The sequence below is a fragment of the Rhodococcus sp. P4_C10 genome, from assembly GCF_056402135.1.
In genome coordinates, this window is sequence record NZ_JBFUHZ010000045.1 from 1 (window position 1) to 21,005 (window position 21,005).

16 protein-coding genes and 2 pseudogenes are annotated in these 21,005 nt (G+C 72.1%); 9 read left to right on the forward strand and 9 right to left on the reverse strand.

What is annotated here, in order from left to right; all coding sequences use genetic code 11:
* A pseudogene (locus AC1DWC_RS22195) lies at positions 1–154 on the forward strand (IS481 family transposase); the annotation flags it as partial.
* Here AC1DWC_RS22195 and AC1DWC_RS22200 read toward each other — a convergent pair.
* Both AC1DWC_RS22200 and AC1DWC_RS22205 read right to left on the reverse strand, forming a co-directional pair.
* Positions 151–1,344 (reverse strand): aminotransferase family protein, encoded by a 1,194-nt coding sequence (locus AC1DWC_RS22200; RefSeq protein ID WP_477911566.1) that lies wholly within the window; start codon positions 1,342–1,344, stop codon positions 151–153. The pseudogene AC1DWC_RS22195 and the gene AC1DWC_RS22200 overlap by 4 nt on opposite strands.
* 44 nt (positions 1,345–1,388) lie before the next feature.
* Positions 1,389–2,096, reverse strand: coding sequence for a Pr6Pr family membrane protein (locus tag AC1DWC_RS22205; protein WP_477911534.1), 708 nt, complete (start codon positions 2,094–2,096; stop codon positions 1,389–1,391).
* Between the two features lie 100 nt (positions 2,097–2,196).
* On the opposite strand from AC1DWC_RS22205, the gene hrpA reads away from it, so the two are divergent.
* Positions 2,197–6,129 carry an ATP-dependent RNA helicase HrpA gene (gene hrpA / locus AC1DWC_RS22210; protein WP_477911536.1) on the forward strand — a complete coding sequence of 1,311 codons (3,933 nt, stop codon included), beginning with the start codon at positions 2,197–2,199 and terminating at the stop codon, positions 6,127–6,129.
* A 53-nt stretch (positions 6,130–6,182) separates the two neighbouring features.
* On the opposite strand, the gene nrdR is transcribed toward hrpA, so the two are convergent.
* Positions 6,183–6,647: a transcriptional regulator NrdR gene (gene nrdR, locus AC1DWC_RS22215; RefSeq protein WP_477840981.1), complete on the reverse strand. Its 465-nt coding sequence runs from the start codon at positions 6,645–6,647 to the stop codon at positions 6,183–6,185.
* A 127-nt stretch (positions 6,648–6,774) separates the two neighbouring features.
* Complete coding sequence (locus AC1DWC_RS22220) at positions 6,775–7,275, reverse strand: LysM peptidoglycan-binding domain-containing protein (RefSeq protein WP_477911538.1); 501 nt, start codon at positions 7,273–7,275, stop codon at positions 6,775–6,777.
* A 310-nt stretch (positions 7,276–7,585) separates the two neighbouring features.
* Between AC1DWC_RS22220 and lexA the strand changes: the two genes are divergently transcribed.
* The gene (gene lexA, locus AC1DWC_RS22225; protein WP_072844050.1) at positions 7,586–8,308 is read left to right on the forward strand and encodes a transcriptional repressor LexA; all 723 of its coding nucleotides are present in this window, start codon (positions 7,586–7,588) and stop codon (positions 8,306–8,308) included.
* Between the two features lie 154 nt (positions 8,309–8,462).
* Here the strand turns inward: lexA and AC1DWC_RS22230 are convergent, their stop codons facing one another.
* Together AC1DWC_RS22230 and AC1DWC_RS22235 are read right to left on the reverse strand one after the other, a co-directional pair.
* Positions 8,463–9,605 carry an acyl-CoA dehydrogenase family protein gene (locus AC1DWC_RS22230; RefSeq protein WP_477911540.1) on the reverse strand — a complete coding sequence of 381 codons (1,143 nt, stop codon included), beginning with the start codon at positions 9,603–9,605 and terminating at the stop codon, positions 8,463–8,465.
* Positions 9,606–9,727: 122 nt separating this feature from the next.
* Complete coding sequence (locus AC1DWC_RS22235; RefSeq protein ID WP_477911542.1) at positions 9,728–11,020, reverse strand: uracil-xanthine permease family protein; 1,293 nt, start codon at positions 11,018–11,020, stop codon at positions 9,728–9,730.
* 142 nt (positions 11,021–11,162) lie between these two features.
* Between AC1DWC_RS22235 and AC1DWC_RS22240 the strand changes: the two genes are divergently transcribed.
* Positions 11,163–11,798, forward strand: coding sequence for a pyridoxamine 5'-phosphate oxidase family protein (locus AC1DWC_RS22240; RefSeq protein ID WP_477911544.1), 636 nt, complete (start codon positions 11,163–11,165; stop codon positions 11,796–11,798).
* On the opposite strand, the gene AC1DWC_RS22245 is transcribed toward AC1DWC_RS22240, so the two are convergent.
* Both AC1DWC_RS22245 and AC1DWC_RS22250 read right to left on the reverse strand, forming a co-directional pair.
* On the reverse strand, positions 11,788–12,813 hold the full coding sequence (locus tag AC1DWC_RS22245) for a PHP domain-containing protein (protein WP_477911568.1): 1,026 nt from the start codon (positions 12,811–12,813) through the stop codon (positions 11,788–11,790). The two genes, AC1DWC_RS22240 and AC1DWC_RS22245, sit on opposite strands and share 11 nt — an antisense overlap.
* 32 nt (positions 12,814–12,845) lie before the next feature.
* Positions 12,846–14,552, reverse strand: coding sequence for a phosphoenolpyruvate--protein phosphotransferase (locus AC1DWC_RS22250; protein ID WP_477911546.1), 1,707 nt, complete (start codon positions 14,550–14,552; stop codon positions 12,846–12,848).
* 143 nt (positions 14,553–14,695) lie between these two features.
* Between AC1DWC_RS22250 and AC1DWC_RS22255 the strand changes: the two genes are divergently transcribed.
* From AC1DWC_RS22255 to AC1DWC_RS22275, 5 genes and pseudogenes are all read left to right on the forward strand, one after another.
* Positions 14,696–15,457: a DeoR/GlpR family DNA-binding transcription regulator gene (locus tag AC1DWC_RS22255; protein ID WP_477911548.1), complete on the forward strand. Its 762-nt coding sequence runs from the start codon at positions 14,696–14,698 to the stop codon at positions 15,455–15,457.
* Positions 15,454–16,479, forward strand: coding sequence for a 1-phosphofructokinase family hexose kinase (locus tag AC1DWC_RS22260; protein ID WP_477911550.1), 1,026 nt, complete (start codon positions 15,454–15,456; stop codon positions 16,477–16,479). Before AC1DWC_RS22255 ends, AC1DWC_RS22260 begins: the two co-directional genes overlap by 4 nt.
* 9 nt (positions 16,480–16,488) lie before the next feature.
* On the forward strand, positions 16,489–18,519 hold the full coding sequence (locus tag AC1DWC_RS22265; RefSeq protein ID WP_477911552.1) for a PTS fructose transporter subunit IIABC: 2,031 nt from the start codon (positions 16,489–16,491) through the stop codon (positions 18,517–18,519).
* 66 nt (positions 18,520–18,585) lie between these two features.
* Entirely contained in the window at positions 18,586–18,843 is a 258-nt protein-coding gene (locus AC1DWC_RS22270; RefSeq protein WP_477843501.1) for an HPr family phosphocarrier protein, read from the forward strand.
* 80 nt (positions 18,844–18,923) lie between these two features.
* Positions 18,924–19,563 (forward strand): annotated as a pseudogene (locus AC1DWC_RS22275) (NYN domain-containing protein).
* 45 nt (positions 19,564–19,608) lie between these two features.
* Here AC1DWC_RS22275 and AC1DWC_RS22280 read toward each other — a convergent pair.
* The gene (locus AC1DWC_RS22280) at positions 19,609–21,003 is read right to left on the reverse strand and encodes a 4Fe-4S binding protein (RefSeq protein WP_477911554.1); all 1,395 of its coding nucleotides are present in this window, start codon (positions 21,001–21,003) and stop codon (positions 19,609–19,611) included.
* Positions 21,004–21,005 lie beyond the last annotated feature (2 nt).

Consider the following 21,005-nt stretch of genomic DNA (forward strand, 5'->3'; position numbering starts at 1 on the left):
GTGGGCGTTCGCCCGGCACTACAAGTCAGAACAGGCCCGACGGACAGCGTTGCCGGCGTGGTTGCACACCTACAATCACCACCGGCAACACTCCGCCATCGGCAGGAACGTTCCCTTCAGTCGTTTGACCAACGTCCCTGGGCAGTACACCTAGCCCAACGCCGCGAGGACGCCCGCCGCCATCTCGGCGACCTGCTCGTCGGTCATCACGAACGACGGCGAGAACTGCATGGCCCCGACGCCGGCCGCCCGGCCGGAGATGCCGAACTTGCGCAGCGCCTTCACGAACGGCAGCGCCTCGGCCGGGTCGGCGAGCTGCACGGCCGCGACCGCGCCCACCCCGCTGCGCACCTCCTGCACCCGCGGGTGCTCGGCCAGCGGCGCGAACTGCTCGTGCAGCGTGCGCTCGAGCCGGGCGGCGTCGTCGAGCAGGTTCTCCCGCTCGATGATGTCCAGGTTGGCCATCGCCGCGGCGGCCGCACCGGCGTGCCCGCCGTAGGTGTAGCCGTGCCGCCACCACACCCCGCCCGCGAAGAACGGCTCCGCGACGTTCGGCGCGATGAACACCGCGCCCATCGGGACGTACCCGGAGGTCAGTCCCTTGGCGGTGGTCACCATGTCCGGCTGCAGGTCGAAACGGGTGGAGGCGAACCAGGATCCGCCGATGCGGCCGAACCCGGTGACGACCTCGTCGACGACGAACAGGATGTCGTGGTCGCGGCAGATCGCGCGGACCTCGCGCAGGTACCCCTCGGGCGGCAGGTAGATCCCGCCGGCGCCGATGATCGGCTCGCAGAAGAACGCGGCGATCGAGTCGGCGCCCTCCCGCTCGATCAGTTCGAGCAGCGACTTCGCGTCGTCCCACGCCACGGTGCGCGCGTCGGCCATCAGCTCGCCGTAGCCCTCCCGGTTGACCGGGATGCCGGCCAGCGCGGTGCCGGCGACGTGCATGCCGTGGTACGCCTTCTGGCGGCCGACCACGATCCGCTTGCCGGGCTTGCCCATCTCGTGCCAGTAGCGTCGCGCCAGCTTGGCCGCGGTGTCCACCGAGTCGGACCCGCCGGAGGTGAAGAAGATCTTGCTCCCGGGCACCGGCGCGATCGCCGCGAGCCGCTCGGCCAGCGCCGCCGTCGTCTCGGGGACGAAGTCGCCGAAGTTCGAGTAGTGCGCGATCGTCGAGAGCTGGGCGGCGACGGCGTCGGCGATCTCCTTGCGACCGTGCCCGACGTTGGTGAACCACAGGCCGGCCGTCGCGTCGAGGTACCGGGTGCCCTCGTCGTCCCAGATGTACGCCCCCTCACCGCGACTGACGACGAAGGCGCCGTCCTGCCGCACCGCGCCCATGTCCGCGAACCCGTGCCACAGGGCACCCGCCGATGTCTTCGAACTCACTGTTCGACCTCGCTCTCGCCGCTCTCGCTCTGCTGCGCCGCAGACCGGCGCGCCGAACTACCGTATCGCCACCCGCTCGCCATCCGCCCGGCCGCGTTGACCGCCAGCGACATCAGCAGCATCGCCAGCAGCAGGACGACCAGCCCGATCGCCATCTGCAGGTAGCCCTGGGTGCGGGGGTCGATGAACGGGTAGGGGTACCAGTCCACGATCGGCCCTCGGATCAGCGTGTAGATGCCGTAGACCAGCGGGAACGCCACGAAGACGACGCTGGCCCGGTCGGCGATCCGCATCCGCGGCGGCGCGAGCAGCCAGTCGAGCAGGATCACCAGCGGCAGGATCCGGTGCAGCAGGCTGTTGATCCACGCGTCCTGGAGCATGACGTCGACGTTGGCCAGCAGGACGGCATAGATGATCCCGGTGATGACCATGTACACCGTGGTGGCGCCGCGAAAGAGCTGCCAGCCGCGCGACTGCGGGTCGGCCACCGCCCCGACCGCCAGCACCACCACCGCGAGCACGTTGCTCATGATCGTGAAGTAGCTGAAGTAGTTGACGACGGAGAAGACGTCGCTGTCGATGTTGCGGAGCGGGATCCAGGCGAGCGCGACGACGCCGACCGCGGCGAACACCAGGCGCACCACGCGGACGATCGGGCTCGTGTGGGGGTACACCGTCGTGTCGGTGATGGTGGCAGCAGTCACCCGCGAATGCTCGCACGCCGGCCCGCCGCGTAGCCGGACCGACGCGCACCGGTTCCGGCCTGCGCAACCCGCCGACCGCGTTCGATACGCTGGCACGAGCATGTCGAACACAGAGTCCACGACCCCGCCCGGCACCCCGCCCGCCGCACAGCCCGGCCTCGACCGCCGCGAGCTCAAGAGGCTCCTCCCCGACCTCACCCTCCGCGACGAGCACCGGCTCCGCCGCAAGCTCGACCGCGCCCGCACCCCGGAGGCCCTCGCCGCCCTCGCCCGCGAGGTGAACCAGGCCCAGGCCCGGGTCGCCTCCCGCCGGGCGGGCGTGCCGAAGACCAGCTACCCCGAGGGCCTGCCGGTCAGCGCCCGGCGCGACGACATCGCCGCGGCCATCGAGGCCCACCAGGTGGTGATCGTGGCCGGCGAGACCGGCTCCGGCAAGACCACCCAGATCCCGAAGATCTGCCTGGACCTGGGCCGCGGGGTGCGCGGGCTGATCGGGCACACCCAGCCGCGCCGGCTCGCCGCCCGCACCGTCGCCGAGCGGATCGCCGAGGAACTCGACACCCCGCTCGGCGAGGCCGTCGGCTACACCGTCCGGTTCACCGACCAGGTCTCCGACGGCACCCTGGTCAAGCTGATGACCGACGGCATCCTGCTCGCGGAGATCCAGCGCGACCGCCTGCTGCGCCGCTACGACACCCTGATCATCGACGAGGCCCACGAGCGCAGCCTCAACATCGACTTCATCCTCGGCTACCTCCGCGAACTGTTGCCGCGGCGGCCCGACCTGAAGGTGATCATCACCTCCGCCACCATCGACCCGGAACGGTTCGCCGAGCACTTCACGGTGAACGGCGTCCCTGCGCCGATCGTCGAGGTGTCCGGCCGCACCTTCCCCGTGGAGATGCGCTACCGCCCGCTGAGCGTCGACGTGGGCGAGCAGACCATCGACCGCGACCCGGTCGACGCCGTCGGCGAGGCGGTCGAGGAACTGATGGCCGAGGGCGACGGCGACATCCTGGTGTTCCTGTCCGGCGAACGCGAGATCCGCGACACCGCCGAGGCGCTGCGCGAGCGCAAGCTGCGCGGCACCGAGATCCTGCCGCTGTACGCCCGGCTGTCCGCGGCCGAGCAGCACCGGGTCTTCGAGCGGCACACCGGCCGCCGGGTGGTGCTCTCGACGAACGTCGCGGAGACGTCGCTGACGGTGCCCGGCATCCGCTACGTGGTGGACCCTGGCACGGCCCGCATCTCCCGCTACTCCGTGCGCACCAAGGTCCAGCGACTGCCTATCGAGGAGATCTCGCAGGCCTCCGCCCGCCAGCGCGCGGGCCGCTGCGGCCGCGTCGCCGACGGCATCTGCATCCGGCTGTACTCCGAGGAGGACTTCGAGTCCCGGCCCGAGTTCACCGAACCCGAGATCCTGCGCACCAACCTGGCGTCGGTGGTCCTGCAGATGACCGCCCTCGGTCTCGGCGACATCGCCGCGTTCCCGTTCGTGGAGGCGCCGGACCCGCGGGCCATCCGGGACGGCATCGCTCTGCTCGAGGAGCTCGGCGCGATCAAGCCGGCCGGCAAGGACGCGGTCGCCGAGCTCACCCCCGTCGGGCGGGAGCTGGCCCAGCTGCCGGTCGACCCGCGGATGGCCCGGATGCTCGCGCAGGCCCACAACACGGGCTGCCTGCGCGAGACCCTGGTCATCGTCGCCGCACTGTCGATTCAGGACGTGCGCGAGCGGCCCGCCGAACACCAGCAGGCCGCCGACGAGAAGCACGCCCGGTTCAACGTCGCCGGCTCGGACTTCCTCGCCTACCTCAAGCTCTGGGACTACCTCCGCGAGCAGCGCCGGGAGCTCTCCTCCAACCAGTTCCGCAAGATGTGCAAGAGCGAGTTCCTGCACTGGCTGCGGATCCGGGAGTGGCAGGACCTGCACGGCCAGCTCTCCCAGATCACCAGGGGCCTCGGCTGGACCGGCAACGACCAGCCCGCGAGCGAGGCCTCGGTGCACCAGGCGCTGCTGTCCGGGCTGCTCTCGCACATCGGCCTGCGCGAGGGCGAGAAGCGGGACTTCCTCGGCGCCCGCGGCGCCCGGTTCGCGGTGTTCCCCGGGTCGTCGCTGTTCAAGAAGCCGCCGCGCTGGGTGATGGCCGCCGAGCTGGTGGAGACCACCCGGCTGTGGGGCCGGATGGCCGCGGGCATCGAACCGGAGTGGGCCGAGAAGCTGGCCCCGCACCTGGTCAAGCGCACCTACTCGGAGCCGCACTGGTCCACCAAGCGGGCCGCCGCGATGGCCTACGAGCGGGTCACGCTCTACGGCATCCCGCTGGTCGCCAAGCGCGCCGTCGGCTACGCCACCATCGACCCGGAGGCCTCGCGGGAGCTGTTCATCCGGCACGCGCTGGTGCAGGGCGAGTGGCAGACCCAGCACAAGTTCTTCCACCAGAACCGCGCCCTGCTCGACGACGTCGAGGAGATGGAGACCCGGGCCCGCCGGCGCGACATCCTGGTCGACGACGAGACGCTGTTCGAGTTCTACGACGAGCGCGTCGGCCCTGAGGCGGTGTCCGCCAAGCACTTCGACACCTGGTGGAAGCAGGCCCGCCGCGCCGAGCCGGACCTGCTGACGTTCACCGCCAAGACCGTGGTCAACGCCGACGCGGCCGGGGTGCTCGGCGGCGACTACCCGAACACCTGGCGCCAGGGCGACATCTCGTTCCCGCTGACCTACCAGTTCGAGCCGGGCACCGAGGACGACGGCGTCACCGCCCGCATCCCGGTGGCCCTGCTGGCGCAGCTGCGGGACGTCGGGTTCGAGTGGCTGGTCCCCGGCATGCGCGAGGAACTGGTCACCGCACTGATCAAGTCGCTGCCGAAGGCGCTGCGGCGCACCGTCGTTCCGGCGCCGGACTACGCCCGGGCAGCGCTGTCCGCGGTCAAGGCCCGCGCCGAGCCGCTGACCGTCGCGATCGCGCGGGAACTCTCGCGGATGGCCGGAACCCCCATCGCGCCCACCGACTTCGACCTGACCGCGGTGCCGGACCACCTGCGGATGACCTTCGCCGCGGTGGACCCCGGCGGCAAGGTGCTCGGACGCAGCAAGAGCCTGAGCCAGTTGCGTGAACAGCTCGCCCCCCGGGTGGCGAAGGAGGTCTCACGGGCGACCGCGACGACCGAGCGGCCCGCGGCCACGGTGTGGACGTCGGAGACGCTGGGGTCACTGCCGGAATCGGTCTCGCGCACCCTCGGCGGGCAGAAGGTCGTCGGGTACCCGGCGCTGGCCCCGGAGGCCCGCGGCGTCGCGGTGCGGGTGTTCGCGACGCCGGCCGAGCAGCGCCGGGCCATGCGGGACGGCACCCGGGCGCTGCTGCTGCGGGCGATCCCGACGCCGACGAAGTCCGCAGTCGGCGGGCTCGGCACCCGGGACCGGCTCGCGCTGGGGCAGAACCCGCACGGGAGCGTGGAGGCCCTGGTGGAGGACTGCCGCGCCTGCGCGGTGGACGCGCTGATGGACGCGCACGGCGGTCCGTCCCGCACCCCGGAGGGCTATCAGAAGCTCGAGGCGGCGGTGCGCCCCGAGCTGCCGCGGCAGGTGGCCGCGTTGGTGCGTCTGGTGGTACCCGTGCTCGACCGGGCCCACCGGCTGCGGCTGCTGCTCGACCGCGCCTCGGGCGAGGCCGCCGACGACGTCCGCGAGCAACTGGAGTCGTTGGTGTACCCGGGTTTCGTCGCGGACACCGGCGCCGTGCGACTGCGCGAGCTGCCGAGGTACCTGGACGGCGCGATCAAGCGGCTCGAGGCACTGCCCGGCTCCGCGACCCGGGACCGGCAGGCCCTCGCGGTGCTGGACGCCGTCTACGACGACTACGCCAGGATGCTGACGCGGCTCGACCCGCGCCGGCAGTTCGACCCGGACGTCGAGGCGGTCCGCTGGATGATCGAGGAGCTGCGGGTGAGCCTGTTTGCGCAGTCCCTCGGAACCCCGCAGCCGGTGTCCGACAAGCGCATTCGCAAGACGATCGCCTCGATCACCAAGTAGCGCCGCGGCCGGGGCGCCGACGGCCGAACAGCCCTCCGCACCCGGGCGCGGCGTTACCCGCCGCCGACGTTGTCGCGGTGCGCCTGCAGGTCCTTGATCTCGCGCTCGAAGTCCTCCACCGAGGTGAACGACCGGTAGACAGAGGCGAATCGGAGGTAGGCCACCTCGTCGAGGTCGCGCAGCGGCCCCAGGATCGCCAGGCCCACCTCGTTGCTCGGCACCTCGGCGGACCCGCCTGCGCGAATGGCCTCCTCGACCTTCTGGGCGAGCTTGTAGAGGGCGTCGTCGTCCACCGCCCGGCCCTGGCAGGCCCGGCGGACACCGCGAACGACCTTCTCGCGGCTGAACGGTTCGGTGACCCCGCTGCGCTTGACCACCGACAACACCGCGGTCTCGACGGTGGTGAAACGGCGGCCACACTCAGGACAGGAGCGGCGCCGACGGATGGCCTGACCCTCGTCGGCCTCCCGCGAGTCGACGACGCGCGAATCGGGATGTCGGCAGAACGGGCAGTGCATGGCGAATCCTTCGTCTGAGCCGAGAAGCCCGATACTCCCACTGGATGTGGTAGGGCCAACAGGGTTCGAGGATACCGCCGAGTGCCACTCCGGCGTGCAGATGCCCGTCTCAGCGCCCACGTTCGACTCAGCCCTCGGACGAGACCGGCACCACCAGCGACTGCCCGGCGTGCACTCCCGACCCCTCGAGCGCGTTCAGCTCCACGATGCTCTCCACCACCTGATCGACCCGGGCCTGCGGCGCCACCCGGGCCGCCAGCTGCCCCAGCGACTCCCCGCCGCGCACCTGCACCACCGCCGTCGCGCCGGGCACCGTCGGGTTCGACCGCAACTGAGCGAGTCCGAACAGGCCCAACGCCACCAGCGCCGAACACAGCAGCCCGGCCAGCATCGTCGGGAACTCGGCCTGCGTGCGCGCCCGACCGTGCGGCGCCCGCGACCGCGGCACCCGAGCGCGTTCGTAGCTCACGAAGCCTGCGGGCCGCTGCCGCGAGTCCGATCGCCGGCTGCCGCGCTCCACCCCGACGCGGCCCGACGGCCGAACGACCCGGCGTCCCCGAGGCATTCCCTGCCCGGGAACCGTGTACCGCTCGGGAAACGCCGCGCTGCTGTCCACCGTCACGCTCATCAGAACCTCCGCCAGGTAGGCCGATCGGGCTCGACCGAAGTTATCGATCAGGCGTTCGAGAGAACGCTTGTTCGATTTCTACCACGACGCGTCGGCAATGTCGCGAATTGACAGCAAACATGTCGAACAAATGTTTGGAAACCGCAGGAAAACGGGCTAGATTCGATCCAGACGACACGCAAGTCGACAACGGCCGGCCACGCCGACCACCAAGCACCACAGCGCAATCCAGTTCGGCCAGCAGTCCAGCACCACCAGCAGTCGAGATCCACCAGCACGCACCCGACCCGGCTACTCAGGAGGCCCACCCATGAAGCAAAAAAGCTCCAACGACGGCTCGGCGGTCGCCGGCGCCGGCCGCACGGCGGGGCTCACCGACCGACAGCGCCGGGTCCTCGAGGTGATCCGGGCATCCGTCAGCGAACGCGGGTACCCGCCGAGCATCCGCGAGATCGGCGACGCCGTCGGCCTCACCTCCACCTCCTCGGTGGCGCACCAGCTGCGCACCCTGGAGAAGAAGGGTTACCTGCGGCGCGACCCGAACCGCCCGCGGGCGGTCGACGTGCGCGGTCTGGACGACGGCGTCGCCGCCTCCGACACCGAGGCCGGCTTCGAGAACGCCGCGCAGGGCGGCGAGGGCGCCGAGGCCGTCATGCCGAAGCCGACCTTCGTCCCGGTCCTGGGCCGGATCGCCGCCGGTGGGCCGATCCTCGCGGAGGAGGCCATCGAGGACGTGTTCCCGCTGCCGCGTGAGCTGGTCGGCCAGGGTTCGCTGTTCCTGCTCAAGGTGGTCGGCGAGTCGATGCGCGACGCCGCCATCTGCGACGGGGACTGGGTGGTGGTGCGGCAGCAGAGCGTCGCCGACAACGGCGACATCGTCGCGGCGATGCTGGACGGCGAGGCCACCGTCAAGACGTTCAAGCGGACCAAGGGCGAGGTGTGGCTGATGCCGCACAACCCGCTGTTCGAACCCATCCCCGGCAACGACGCCGCGATCCTCGGCAAGGTCGTCACGGTGATCCGCAAGCTCTGACCTCGGTCACGGACGCGGGTACGCCCGGGTCCCGGCCGAACAGACGCCAGGGCCGCGACGGATCGTCCGTCGCGGCCCTGGCGCTGCTTCCCACCCTCGACGGCTCTCGCCCGCCGGGCAAGGCCGGCGGGTGAGGTCGGGAGTCGGTGTCGCCCTACAGGTTCAGGCCCCGCCCGATGATCTCCTTCATGATCTCGGTCGTGCCGCCGTAGATGGTCTGTACCCGGGAGTCCATGTACGCCTTGGCGATCGGGTACTCCCGCATGTAGCCGTAGCCGCCGTGCAACTGCAGGCAGCGGTCGATCAGCTTGACCTGCGCCTCGGTGGTCCACCACTTGGCCATCGCGGCCTCCTGGACGGTCAGCTTCCCGGCGTTGAGCTGCTCGATGAACTTGTCCACCATGATCCGGACCGCGGTGGTCTCGGTGGCGAGCTCGGCGAGCACGAACCGGGTGTTCTGGAAGCTGCCGATCGACTTGCCGAAGGCCTTGCGGTCGCGGCAGTACTGGATCGTCATGTCCAGGCAGGACTCCATCGCGGCTGCCGCCACGACGGCGATCGACAGCCGCTCCTGCGGCAGGTTCTGCATCAGGTAGATGAAGCCCATGCCCTCCTCGCCGAGGAGGTTCGCGGCCGGCACCCGGACGTCGGTGAAACTCAGCTCGGCGGTGTCCTGCGCCTTGAGGCCGATCTTGTCGAGGTTGCGGCCCCGCTCGAAGCCCGCCAGGCCGCGCTCGACGACGAGCAACGAGAAGCCCTGCGCGCCCTTGTCGGGGTCGGTGCAGGCCACCACGACCACCAGGTCGGCGTTGATGCCGTTGGTGATGAAGGTCTTGGAGCCGTTGAGCACCCAGTCGTCGCCGTCGCGGACGGCGCGGGTCTTGATGTTCTGCAGGTCGCTGCCGGTGCCGGGCTCGGTCATCGCGATCGCGGTGATGATCTCGCCGGAGCAGAAGCCGGGCAGCCAGCGCCGCTTCTGCTCCTCGTTCGCGAGCTTGACCAGGTACGGCGCCACGACGTCGTTGTGGAGCATGAAGCCGACGCCGCTGAAGCCGCCGCGGGTGGTCTCCTCGGTGATGATCGCGTTGTAGCGGAAGTCCTCGACTCCGCCGCCGCCGTACTCCTCGGGCACCGCCATGCCGAGGAAGCCCTGCTCCCCCGCCTTCTTCCAGACCTCACGGTCGACGATGTTCTGCTCCTCCCACCGGTCGTGGTGGGGAGCGACTTCCTGCGCGAGGAACTTCTGGTAGGACTCGCGGAAGAGTTCGTGCTCAGGCTCGAAAAGCGTGCGTTCCATCAAGGCTCCTGTGTGATCGGGCTTACCTGGCTGCCAGGGTAGGCCCGCCCCCGCGAACCGGTCGATGACCCGAACGATCGGGAAACGTGACCAACCTTGCGGCCGGCCCCGCCGCGCCCGTCCTACCGCCGCATCCTGGCCAGCCAACGCATCAGCGGGTAGCCGACCAGGATGCCCACCGAACCCCAGGCGATGCCGCCGAGTTCGACGGAACCGAGGTGCAGGGTGAGGTCACCGATGCCGGCCACCAGCGCGGCCGCGACCACGGTCAGGTTCACCGGGTCGGTGAAGTCCACCTTGGCCTCCATCCAGATCCGCACGCCGAGAATACCGATCAGGCCGTACAGCACCAGGGTCGCGCCGCCGATCACGCCGTCCGGCACGGTGAACACCAGTGCGCCGAACTTCGGCGAGAACGCCAGCACCACAGCGGTCACGGCGGCCACCCAGTAGGCGGCCGTCGAGTAGACGCGCGTTGCCGCCATCACGCCGATGTTCTCCGCGTAGGTGGTGGTGCCGGAGCCACCGCCGGCACCGGCGAGGGTGGTCGCGAGCCCGTCGGCGATCAACGCGTTGCCGGCCATGTCGTCGAGGTTGCGGCCGGCCATCGCTGCCACCGCCTTGACGTGGCCGACGTTCTCGGCGATCAGCACGATCACGACGGGCAGCGCCAGCGCGATGACCGACCAGTCGAACGACGGCCCGCGCAGGTGTGGCACCCCGATCCAGGCGGCCTCCCGCAGCGCGTCGACGCGCTCGTCCGCGAGACCGCCGGTGACCCAGGCGAACACCCACCCGACCACCACGCCGACGAGGATGCCGAGCCGGCCCAGCAGGCCCGGTCCGACCGCGGTGACCACCAGGATGGCCAGCAGTGTGACGACGGCGATCAACGGCTGCGCCTCGAACGAGCCGACGGCGGCGGGCGCGAGGTTCAGGCCGATCAGGGCCACCACGGCGCCGGTGACCACCGGCGGCATCACCGCGTCCAGGACGCGGGGGCCCGCGAGTTTGACCACCAGGCCCACGGCCATCAGCACCAGGCCCACGGACAACACCGCGCCGAGCTGCGCGGCCTGGCCGTACCCGGCGGAGGCGGTCAGCGGCGCGATGAACGCGAACGACGACCCCAGGTAGCTCGGCACCCGGCCCCGGGTGATCAGCAGGAACAGCGCCGTGCCGATGCCGGAGAACAGCAGCGTCGTGGTGACCGGGAAGCCGGTGATCGTCGGGACCAGCAGCGTGGCGCCGAACATCGCGATCACGTGCTGCATGCCGATGCCCACCGTGCGCGGCCAGGTCAGCCGCTCGTGGGGGGCCACCACCTCGCCGACGGTGATGTTCTTGCCGTCGCCGTGCAGCTGCCACCCGAATCCGGCCGGGCCGCGTGCCGTGTCGTCCGCTTGCTTCGTCACGGGCAAATTCTAGGCCGCGTGGCCGGGTCCGGTCGGCCGCGGCGCCCCGCCGACGATGTGCTGCGCCTGGCGGCGGGACCGGGCTACGGTTACGCCGACGTTCCGCCCACCGGCGGGCCCGGCCCCACCGACTAGGAGCCCCATGACATCTGGTGACACTTCGGGGAGTGTCGGCGAACGTGAACTGCAGCGCGAGCACGGCACGGTCGAGCGTGCCGAGCGGTTCTACTCCGACCAGGTCCTCGACCACCTGAACCCGACAATGATCGAGTTCACCAGCCGGCAGGAGATGGCCTTCATCGCCACCTCGGACTCCCGCGGCGAGTGCGACTCGTCCCTGCGCGCCGGCGAGCCCGGCTTCCTGCACGTGCTCGACGCCCAGACCCTGGCCTACCCCGAGTACCGCGGCAACGGCGTGATGGCCAGCCTGGGGAACATCCGGGAGAACCCGCACATCGGGATCCTGATGGTCGACTTCGTCGAGGACCTGATCGGCCTGCACGTCAACGGCTCCGCCCGCATCGTCGAGGACGACGCGATGCGCGCCGCCCACCCCGGCCTGCCGGACGTCCACGCCGCCGGACGCACCCCGGAACGGTGGGTGGTGGTCGACGTGGAGGAGGCGTACATCCACTGCCGCAAGCACATTCCGCGGATGGCACCGGTGCCGCGGACCCGCGACTGGGGCAGCGACGACGTCCGGCGCAAGGGCGGGGACTACTTCGGCGCCAAGGCCGCCGCGCGCGAGCTCGCGGGCACTGCCGCCGTCACCGACTGACGGTGCGGTCCGCGGTCCAGGCCAGCAGCTCGTCCGCCGGCCAGGTGTTGACCACCCGGTCGGCGGGCACCGCGCTCGCCTGGGCCCGTTCGCACCCGTAGCCCTGGAAGTCGAGCTGGCCGGGCGCGTGCGCGTCGGTGTCGACGGCGAACAGGCAGCCGCGTTCGAGCGCCGTCGCGATCAGCCGGGCCGGCGGGTCGCGGCGCTCGGGCCGGCTGTTGATCTCCACCGCGGTGCCGAACCGCCGGCAGGCCTCGAACACCACCTCCGCGTTGAACTTCGACTCCGGCCTGGTGCCACGGGCGCCCTCGACGAGCCGGCCGGTGCAGTGTCCGAGCACGTCCACGTGCGGGCTGGCGACGGCGCGGACCATCCGACGGGTCATCGCGTCGTGCTCCATCGACAGCTTCGAGTGGACGCTGGCGACCACCACGTCCAGCTCGGCGAGCAGGTGCTCGTCCTGGTCGAGAGTGCCGTCGTCGAGGATGTCGACCTCGATGCCGGTGAGGATGCGGAAGGGCGCCAGCTCGGCGTTGAGTTCGGCGATCACCTCGAGCTGGCGACGCAGCCGGTCGGCGGACAGCCCGTTGGCGACGGTCAGCCGGGGCGAGTGGTCGGTGAGCGCGCAGTACTCGTGCCCGATCAGCGCCGCACGGCGCATCATCTCCTCGATGGGGCTGCCGCCGTCCGACCAGTCGGAATGGGTGTGCAGGTCGCCGCGCAGGGCGGCCAGCAGCTCCCGGCCGCCGGCCCCGATCTGCCCGGCCTTCTCCTTGACCTCGGTCAGGTATCGCGGCACCCGGCCCGCGTACGCCTCCGCGATCACGGCGGCGGTCTTCGGCCCGATCCCGCTCAGCGCGGTCCAGGTCTCGGTGCGGCCCAACCGTTCTCGCTGCTCGACCGACAGCGCGGCCACGATGTCCGCGGCCCGGCGGTAGGCCTTGACCCGGTGCGTCTCGGCCCGCCCGCGTTCGAGCCAGTACGCGATCTCCCGCAGCGCCTCGACCGGGTCCATCACCTCATCCTGGGCCATCTCCCCCGACTCGGCTACCCCTGCAGGATCTGCGCCGCGCGCGCCCGGGCGGACTGCGGGTCGGCGCCGCCGAGCGCCGCCTCCGCCGCGCGGCGGCACTGCGCGAGGTCCGCGCCGGACAGGGCCGAACCGGTGGCCGCGACCGCGGTGGCGGCCATCGACAGCGAGGTGACCCCGAACCCGGCCAGCACGCAGGCGAGCAGCGGGTCGGCGGCCGCCTCGCCGCACACGCCGACCGGCTTCCCGGCCCGCGCGCCGTCGGCGGCGGTCCGGGCCACCAGCGCCAGCACGGCAGGCTGCCACGGGTCGCTCAGCGCGGCCAACGACGCGGACAGCCGGTCCGCCGCCATCGTGTACTGGGTCAGGTCGTTGGTGCCGAGCGAGAGGAAGTCGACGTGCTCGAGCATCCGGTCGGCGAGCAGCGCCGCCGCCGGCACCTCCACCATCACCCCGGGCACCAGGTCCCGGGCCCGGGCGGCCGCGGCGAACTCCGCCGCCTCGGCCACGGTCGCGATCATCGGGGCCATCACCAGCACCGACGCGGTCGACTCGCGCGCCGCCGCGGCGATCGCGTCCAGCTGCCGCGCAAGCATCTCGGGATGCTCCGCCGCGATCCGGTAGCCGCGCACACCGAGCGCCGGGTTGGGTTCGTCGGTGGGACCGGCGAACTTGAGCGGCTTGTCCGAGCCGGCGTCGAGGGTGCGCACCACGACCTTGCGACCGGCGAAGGCGTCGAACACCTCGCGGTAGATCGCCGCCTGCTCCTCGACGGTCGGCTCGGTGTCGCGGTCCAGGAACGCCAGTTCCGTGCGGAACAGGCCGACGCCCTCGGCCGCCGACGACGCGGCCGCGCGGGCACCCGCGCCGTCCTGCACGTTGGCCAGCACCGCCACCGGGTGGCCGTCGCGGGTGCGCCCCGGGCCGGTCCAGGACTCGGTGCGGCGGCGGACCTGCGCGGCGAGGGTGACCGCGGCGGCGGCACGCTCGGGGTCGGGCTCGACCTCCACCCGCCCGGCGGCGCCGTCCACCAGGACCGGGGCGCCGACGCCGACTCCGTCGAGGCCGGCGACCCCGACCACGCAGGCGATGCCGAGCTGCCGGGCGATGATCGCGGTGTGGCTGGTGGGGCCGCCGAGGGTGGTCGCGATGCCCAGGACCAGGGCCGGGTCCAGGACGGCGGTGTCCGCCGGGGCCAGGTCCCGGGCCAGCAGCACCGACGGCACCGCCGGGGCCGGGATGCCCGGTTCGGGGGCGCCGAGCAGTTCGGCGACCACCCGGTCCCGCACGTCGAGCAGGTCGGTCACCCGTTCGGCCATCAGCCCGCCCAGCTTGGTGAAGACGGCCGCGAACTGCTCGGTGGCGGCGGCCGCCGCGGACTCCGCGCCCGCGCCGGCGTCGACGAGCGACCCGGCGGCGCCGAGCCAGCCGCGGTCGGTGGCCAGCGCGGCCGTGGCCCGCAGCACCTCCGCACCCGCGCCCGCGGCGGCGTCCGCCCGGGCCAGCAGTCGCGCGGACACCGTCTCCGCCGCCGCGAGGAACCGCCGCTTCTCCGCCGGGCGGTCGGCCTCGGGCAGGTCGGCGCCGCGGTCCGGGATCGCGGGCCGCCCGCCGGGCCGGATCACCGGGCCGTAACCGACCCCGGGCACCACCGGCGTGCCGGCCAGCACGTCCGCACCGCCGTCCACCTGCGGCGCAGCGCTTCCTCGCTCCGACCCGGTCATGCTCACTCCTCGGCTCGTTCCCATTACGACTCCCACGTCACTCGACACAAGCACTGTGATGAGGATTACCCCAACGCATTGACATGTCAACACATCCAGGCGTAAAACAACATAAACCAACATTACTTCGGGCAGGAGGCCACATGTACGCGGAAGAGCGACAGCAGGCGATCGCGGGGCTGATCGGCCAGCGCGGTCGCGTCTCGGTCGCCGACCTCGCGGAGGCCTACGAGGTGACCACCGAGACGGTCCGCCGCGACCTCGCGGCCCTCGACCGGCTCGGCCTGATCCGCCGGGTGCACGGCGGCGCCGTGTCGGCCACCGCGATCACGCTCGGCGAGACGGGCCTGACCGAGCGCGAGCACAGCCACGCCCAGGCCAAGGACCGGATCGCCGCGGCGGCGCTGGCCTACCTGCCGCGCCAGGGCGGCAGCATCGTGCTGGACGCCGGCACCACCACGGCCCGGATCGCGCCGCTGCTCCCCGCCGAGCGCGAGCTGACCGTGGTCACCAACTCGATCCCGGTCGCCGCCCGGTGCGCGGGCCAGCACAGCCTGCAGGTGCTCGGCGGCCGGGTCCGCGGCGTCACCCAGGCGGTGGTCGGTGACCAGGCCGTCGCGACCCTCGCCGGCCTGCGCGTGGACGTCGCCTTCGTCGGGACCAACGCCCTCACCCTCGACCACGGGCTGTCCACCCCGGACCTCGACGAGGCCGCCGTCAAACGCGCCCTGGTCCGCTGCGCCAACCTGGTGGTGGTGGTCGCCGACGCGAGCAAGGTCGGCCGGGAGGACCTCGTGAGCTTCGCCGCCGTCGACGCCGTGGACGTGCTGGTGACCGACACCGACCTCGATCCCGGTGCCCGCACCGAACTCGAGGCCCGCGGCATCGAGGTGGTCCTCGCATGATCGTCACCCTCACCGCCAACCCCAGCCTCGACAGCACCGTCGAACTGGCCACCCGGCTCGAGCGCGGCGCGGTGCACCGCGCCGTCGCCACCAGCACCGATCCCGGCGGCAAGGGCGTCAACGTCGCCCGCGTGGTCGCGGCGGCGCACTGCCCGGCCGTCGCGATCCTGCCCGCCCGCGCCGAGGACCCGCTGGTCGCCGCGCTCACCGACCGGGGCATCGCGCACCACCTGGTGCCCACCGCGGGACCGGTCCGGGGCAACCTGACCGTCACCGAGCCGGACGGCACCACCACCAAGCTCAACGAACCGGGGCACCCCCTCGACACCGGCCAACTCGACGCGCTCACCCGCCTGCTCGCCGAGCACGCCGGCGACGCCCGGTGGGTCGCGCTGTGCGGTTCGCTCCCGCCGGGGGCCCCGGACGACTGGTACGGCCACCTGGTGCGGACCCTGCGGGCGCTGCCCTGCGCGGTCGCGGTGGACACCTCCGACGTCCCGCTGCGCGCACTGGCCGCGGGCTTCCCCGGCACCGCACCGGACCTGGTGAAGCCGAACTCCGAGGAGCTGGCCCAGCTGACCGCCTACGACGCCGGTGCGCTCGAGGCGGCCGCCGACGCCGGCGACCCGAGCCTGACCGTCCGGGCCGCGCGGGCCCTGCTGGAGCGGGGAGTCGGCGCGGTGCTGGCCACCCTCGGCTCCGCGGGCGCCGTCCTGGTCACCGGCGAGGGCGCCTGGTTCGCGCGGGCCCCGCGGATCACCCCCCGCAGCACCGTGGGCGCGGGCGACTCCGCACTCGCCGGCTACCTGCTCGCGCAGGTGGCCGGGGACAGCCCCCCGCGGGCCCTGCAGCTCGCGGTGGCCTACGGCACGGCCGCCGCCGCCCTGCCCGGCACCGCCCYCCCCCGCCCCGACCAGGTCGACCGCGACGCGGTCGTCGTCACCACCCTCGACGCCCCGAATCCGACGGTCGGGGCCGCCGCACCATCCACCACGGTCGCCGACCCGGCCGCCGAGCACTGAGGACCCGACATGTCCACTCCCACCGCAGATTCCCCGGCGATCATCACCGCCGAGCTGATCGCCCTCGACGCCGACCTGGGCGCCGACACGGAGGCGGTCATCGGCTCACTCGCGGCCCGGCTCGCCGGGGCCGGACGCGCCACCGACGTCGACGCCCTGCGCGAGGCGGCCCTGGCCCGCGAGGCGCAGTCCGCGACCGGGCTGCCCGGCGGCATCGCCATCCCGCACTGCCGGTGCGCGGCCGTCACCGCCGCCTCCCTCGGGTTCGCACGGCTGCAGCCGAAGGTCGACTTCGGCGCCCCCGACGGTCCCGCCGACCTGGTCTTCCTCATCGCCGCGCCCGAGGGCGCCGGTGCCGAACACATGAAGCTGCTCTCCGGACTGGCCCGCGCGCTCGTGCGGCCCGAGTTCGTCGCGTCGCTGCGCGCGGCCCCGGACGCCGACGCGGTGGTGGCGCTGGTGCACGAGGCGCTCGGCCTCGAGGTGCCCGGGCAGGCCGCACCGGCCCCCGCACCCGCGGCACCGACGCCCGTCCCCGCCGCACCGTCGACCTCCGCGCGCTACGTCGTCGCGGTCACCGCCTGCCCCACCGGCATCGCCCACACCTACATGGCCGCCGACTCGCTGGTCGCGGCCGGCGAACGGGCGTCGGTCCCGGTGCGGGTGGAGACCCAGGGCTCGAGCGGCGGCACGTCGCTGAGCCCCGAGGTGATCGCCGGCGCGGCCGCCGTCATCTTCGCCACCGACGTCGGCGTCAAGGGCCGGGAACGCTTCGCGGGCAAGCCCGTCGTCGCGTCCGGCGTCAAGCGCGCCATCAACGAGCCCGACGTGATGCTCGCCGAGGCCGTGCGGGCCGCCGACGACCCGTCCGCCGCCCGGGTGGCCGGCACCGCCGCCGGAACCGACACCGCCGAGGCGGCCTCGGACGTCGGCTGGGGCACCCGGCTGCGCCAGATCCTGCTGACCGGCGTGAGCTACATGATCCCGTTCGTCGCCGCGGGCGGCCTGCTGATCGCGCTCGGCTTCCTCTTCGGCGGGTACGAGATCTCCAGCGGCGCCAAGGAAATCGTCCTCGACAACTCGCTGTGGAACCTGCCCGACGGCGGGCTCGGCACCTACCTGGGCGCCGTGCTCTACCAGCTCGGCTCGCTGGCGTTCAGCTTCCTCGTCCCGGCGCTGGCCGGTTACATCGCCTTCGCCATCGCCGACCGGCCTGGCCTCGCACCGGGTTTCACCGCCGGCGCGGTCGCGGTCTTCGTCGGCGCCGGTTTCATCGGCGGTCTGGTCGGCGGCATCATCGCGGGCTTCGCGGCGCTGTGGATCGGCCGGCTCCGGGTGCCGCAGGTGCTCCGCGGCCTGATGCCGGTGGTGGTGATCCCGCTGTTCGCCACCCTCACCGTCGGCGCGCTGATGTTCATGGTGCTCGGCCGGCCGCTGGCCGCGATCACCAGCGGCCTGACCAACTGGCTGGGCGGTCTGTCCGGCAGCTCCGCCGTCGCGCTCGGCATCATCCTCGGCCTGATGATGTGCTTCGACCTCGGCGGCCCGGTCAACAAGGCGGCCTACGCATTCGCCGTAGCCGGGCTCAGCGTCACCGACCCGGCGACCCTGCGGATCATGGCCGCGGTGATGGCCGCCGGCATGGTGCCGCCGCTGGCGATGGCACTCGCGTCGACCATCCGGCCGGGCCTGTTCAGCGAGGCGGAGCGGGAGAACGGCAAGGCGGCCTGGTTCCTCGGCGCCGCGTTCATCTCCGAGGGTGCCATCCCGTTCGCCGCGGCCGACCCGCTGCGGGTGATCCCGTCGATGATGGCGGGCGGCGCGGTGACCGGGGCGTTGATCATGGCCACCGACGTCACCCTCAGCGCCCCGCACGGCGGCATCTTCGTCCTGTTCGCGATCGGCAACATCGCCTGGTTCCTGATCTCGATCCTCGCCGGCATGGTCGTCGCCGCGGTCGCGGTGGTGCTGGCGAAGCAGTTCCTCCGCCGGCGCGGCGAGCCGGAGTCGGCGGACGAACTCGTCCCCGTCGCAGCCTGATCGCCTGCCCCGCAACCGAACCCGCAAGTCCCGTCATCGAAATCTCCACCGAGGAAAGGTCACACCATGCCCAGCACCACCGTCGCCGTCGGTTCGTCCATCGGCCTGCACGCCCGCCCCGCCGCCGTCATCGCCGAAGCGGTCACCTCGGCCGGGGTCCCGGTCACCCTGTCGGTGACCGGCGGCGACCCGGTCGACGCCGGCTCGGCTCTGATGATCATGACCCTCGGCGCGACGCAGGGCGTCGAGGTCACCGTCACCAGCGACGACCAGTCCGCCGTCGACGCGGTGGCCAAGCTGGTCGCCGCCGACCTCGACGCCTGACCCCACCGCCCCCCGTTTGCCCCACCACTGCGACACCTACGAGTTGTAGTGGTGGCCGAGCGAATTCGCCGAAGTCATGCCTGCCGGTGCTGCGGGTGCACTGGTACGACTCGGCCCGAAACGGCGTCCCCGATGTGCAGCAGGAGCGCATCGGCGAGCTCGCAAAGGTGAAGCTCCGGCTCGGACGGTTCGGCGTCAACGGCGAGCAGAAGGGGGTCGACCTTCGCATCGGCCTCGACCTCGTGGCCCACGCGCGCAACGGCGCATCCGACGTGTTCTTCCTTGTCTCGGGCGACGACGACCGCACTGAAGCAGTCGAAGAGGCTCAGGTACACGGAGTCCAGGTCGTGTTGCTCGCCGTGCCCACAGTGCGCGGCAAGTCCCATGGCGTGAGCCGGCACCTGATCCGGGCCGCCGACGAGTGCGCTCGCATACAGCGTCTCGAGCGGATCCCCCGCCCAGGTGCTGCCCGGATACGGCGACGACACGGAGCAAGATCCACTGATCGACGAGGTCGTGATGCGGGTTCTCGCCTCGTTCCACGAGAGCGCCACTGCGGACGACAAGCTCGAACTCCAGCGTGCGAAGCCGTCGATACCCCGCGACATCGACCGCGCACTCCTGCTCGACGCGTCCGACGTGATGCAGCGGTGCGACTTGGACGAGGGGATCCGGTACCGGTTGCGTGCGCGCTTCTGGGTGAAGTACGACGAGGACTGAACAAGGACACGTACCCGGACCGATGGGCGTGGTGATCGCCGGAGGTCACACCCGCGAGCGCAGGTCCGTCGCGAGTTGTGTCACGGTCTCGGCCGCGCAGGTGCGGTTGTCGCCGACGCCGCCGGACGCGCCTCGTTTCGCCCAGCCGACGACGTACAGTCCCTCGACCGGTTCGCCGGTGTCGTGGGAGATCACCTGTCCCCGCCGGTTGGGCACCACCCCGCGGGTGTCCAGTGGGACACCGTCGATCCGCTTGGTGGTGAACCCGGTGGCGCAGATCGCGGAGTTCGCGCGGAAGGCACGACCGGCCGTCGTCGTGACCTCGACGGCGCCCAGGTCGGTCTGTGCGAGGTCGGCCACCTCTTGTCCGAACGACAAGACGACGCGCAGGGGGCCCGTGGCGTCGGCCGGCAGCCCGCGCATGCCGTGGACGTCGGCGGAAGGCAGGCGCGACAGGTCGCGCAGCAGCGAACTGTCCGCGCCGGCGCGGGGCGCGCTACCCGCGCCGTCGATCAGCACCTCGGTGTGTTCGAGGTCGAGAAGCTCGTAGAACGCGGACGGAGTGAACGAGGCTCCCGCCGGAGCCGACCTGGACAGGACCACCAGTTCTCTGACCTGCTCGCCCGCGGCAGCTCGGCGGCGGTTCTTCGCGACCCACCGGACGATGTCGAAGGCAACGTTCCCCGCGCCGATCACGATGCACGCGGGTCCGGCAGGCGCGGGCGGGGGAAACCCCGCGGACCCGCAGTTCTCGGCGACCAGGATGTCGATGGCCTGGCGGATTCCGCCGCCGGCGGAGGCGGGCCCGAGCTGGCGCGGCTGCGAGGCCCCACAGGCGAGAACGACGGCGTCGAACCTCGCCCGGAGTTCGTCGATCGAGATGTCCACGCCGACTTCGGTGTCGTGCACGATCGTGACGCGGTCGTCGCGGAACGGCACGTCGAACAGCCTGATCATCGCGCGCACCCCGACGTGGTCGAGGGACACACCCCGGTGCAGGAGGCCCCCGACGGTGTCGTACTGCTCGTAGACGGTGACACGGATCGACGTCGATCGCCGCAGGAGCTCGCGAACGGTGTACATCGCAGCCGGCCCCGACCCCACCACGGCGACCTCGAGCCTGTCGCTCGGGCTTGCCAGCGGCAGTTCGAAGACGGCGCGCGGTCGGGGGCGCGGCACGGCGGGGATCTGCGCGAAGAACTCCCTGTTGCGGGTGGCGTAGGGGCGCTCGGCCGGGGTCAACGCATGCTCGGGTTTGATGGCCGAGGCCGGGCAGGCCTCGACGCATGCGGTGCAGTCGATGCACGAGTCGGGGTCGATGAAAAGCGTCTCGGCGGAGGCGAAGCCGTCCTCGCCGGGGGCGGGATGAATGCAGTTCTGCGGGCATACTCGCACGCACGAGGCATCCTTACAGCAATTCCCCAAAATGACGTGGGTCACGA

Excerpts from the sequence above, each read along its gene's own strand:
- AC1DWC_RS22200 (WP_477911566.1), bottom strand. The coding sequence starts at position 1,344 with ATGGGCGCGGTGCGGCAGGACGGCGCCTTCGTCGTCAGTCGCGGTGAG.
- AC1DWC_RS22255 (WP_477911548.1), top strand. The coding sequence starts at position 14,696 with ATGTACGCGGAAGAGCGACAGCAGGCGATCGCGGGGCTGATCGGCCAG.
- lexA (WP_072844050.1), top strand. The coding sequence starts at position 7,586 with ATGAAGCAAAAAAGCTCCAACGACGGCTCGGCGGTCGCCGGCGCCGGC.
- AC1DWC_RS22230 (WP_477911540.1), bottom strand. The coding sequence starts at position 9,605 with ATGGAACGCACGCTTTTCGAGCCTGAGCACGAACTCTTCCGCGAGTCC.
- nrdR (WP_477840981.1), bottom strand. The coding sequence starts at position 6,647 with ATGCACTGCCCGTTCTGCCGACATCCCGATTCGCGCGTCGTCGACTCG.
- AC1DWC_RS22265 (WP_477911552.1), top strand. The coding sequence starts at position 16,489 with ATGTCCACTCCCACCGCAGATTCCCCGGCGATCATCACCGCCGAGCTG.
- AC1DWC_RS22245 (WP_477911568.1), bottom strand. The coding sequence starts at position 12,813 with ATGGACCCGGTCGAGGCGCTGCGGGAGATCGCGTACTGGCTCGAACGC.
- AC1DWC_RS22270 (WP_477843501.1), top strand. The coding sequence starts at position 18,586 with ATGCCCAGCACCACCGTCGCCGTCGGTTCGTCCATCGGCCTGCACGCC.
- AC1DWC_RS22250 (WP_477911546.1), bottom strand. The coding sequence starts at position 14,552 with ATGACCGGGTCGGAGCGAGGAAGCGCTGCGCCGCAGGTGGACGGCGGT.
- AC1DWC_RS22220 (WP_477911538.1), bottom strand. The coding sequence starts at position 7,275 with ATGAGCGTGACGGTGGACAGCAGCGCGGCGTTTCCCGAGCGGTACACG.
- AC1DWC_RS22240 (WP_477911544.1), top strand. The coding sequence starts at position 11,163 with ATGACATCTGGTGACACTTCGGGGAGTGTCGGCGAACGTGAACTGCAG.
- hrpA (WP_477911536.1), top strand. The coding sequence starts at position 2,197 with ATGTCGAACACAGAGTCCACGACCCCGCCCGGCACCCCGCCCGCCGCA.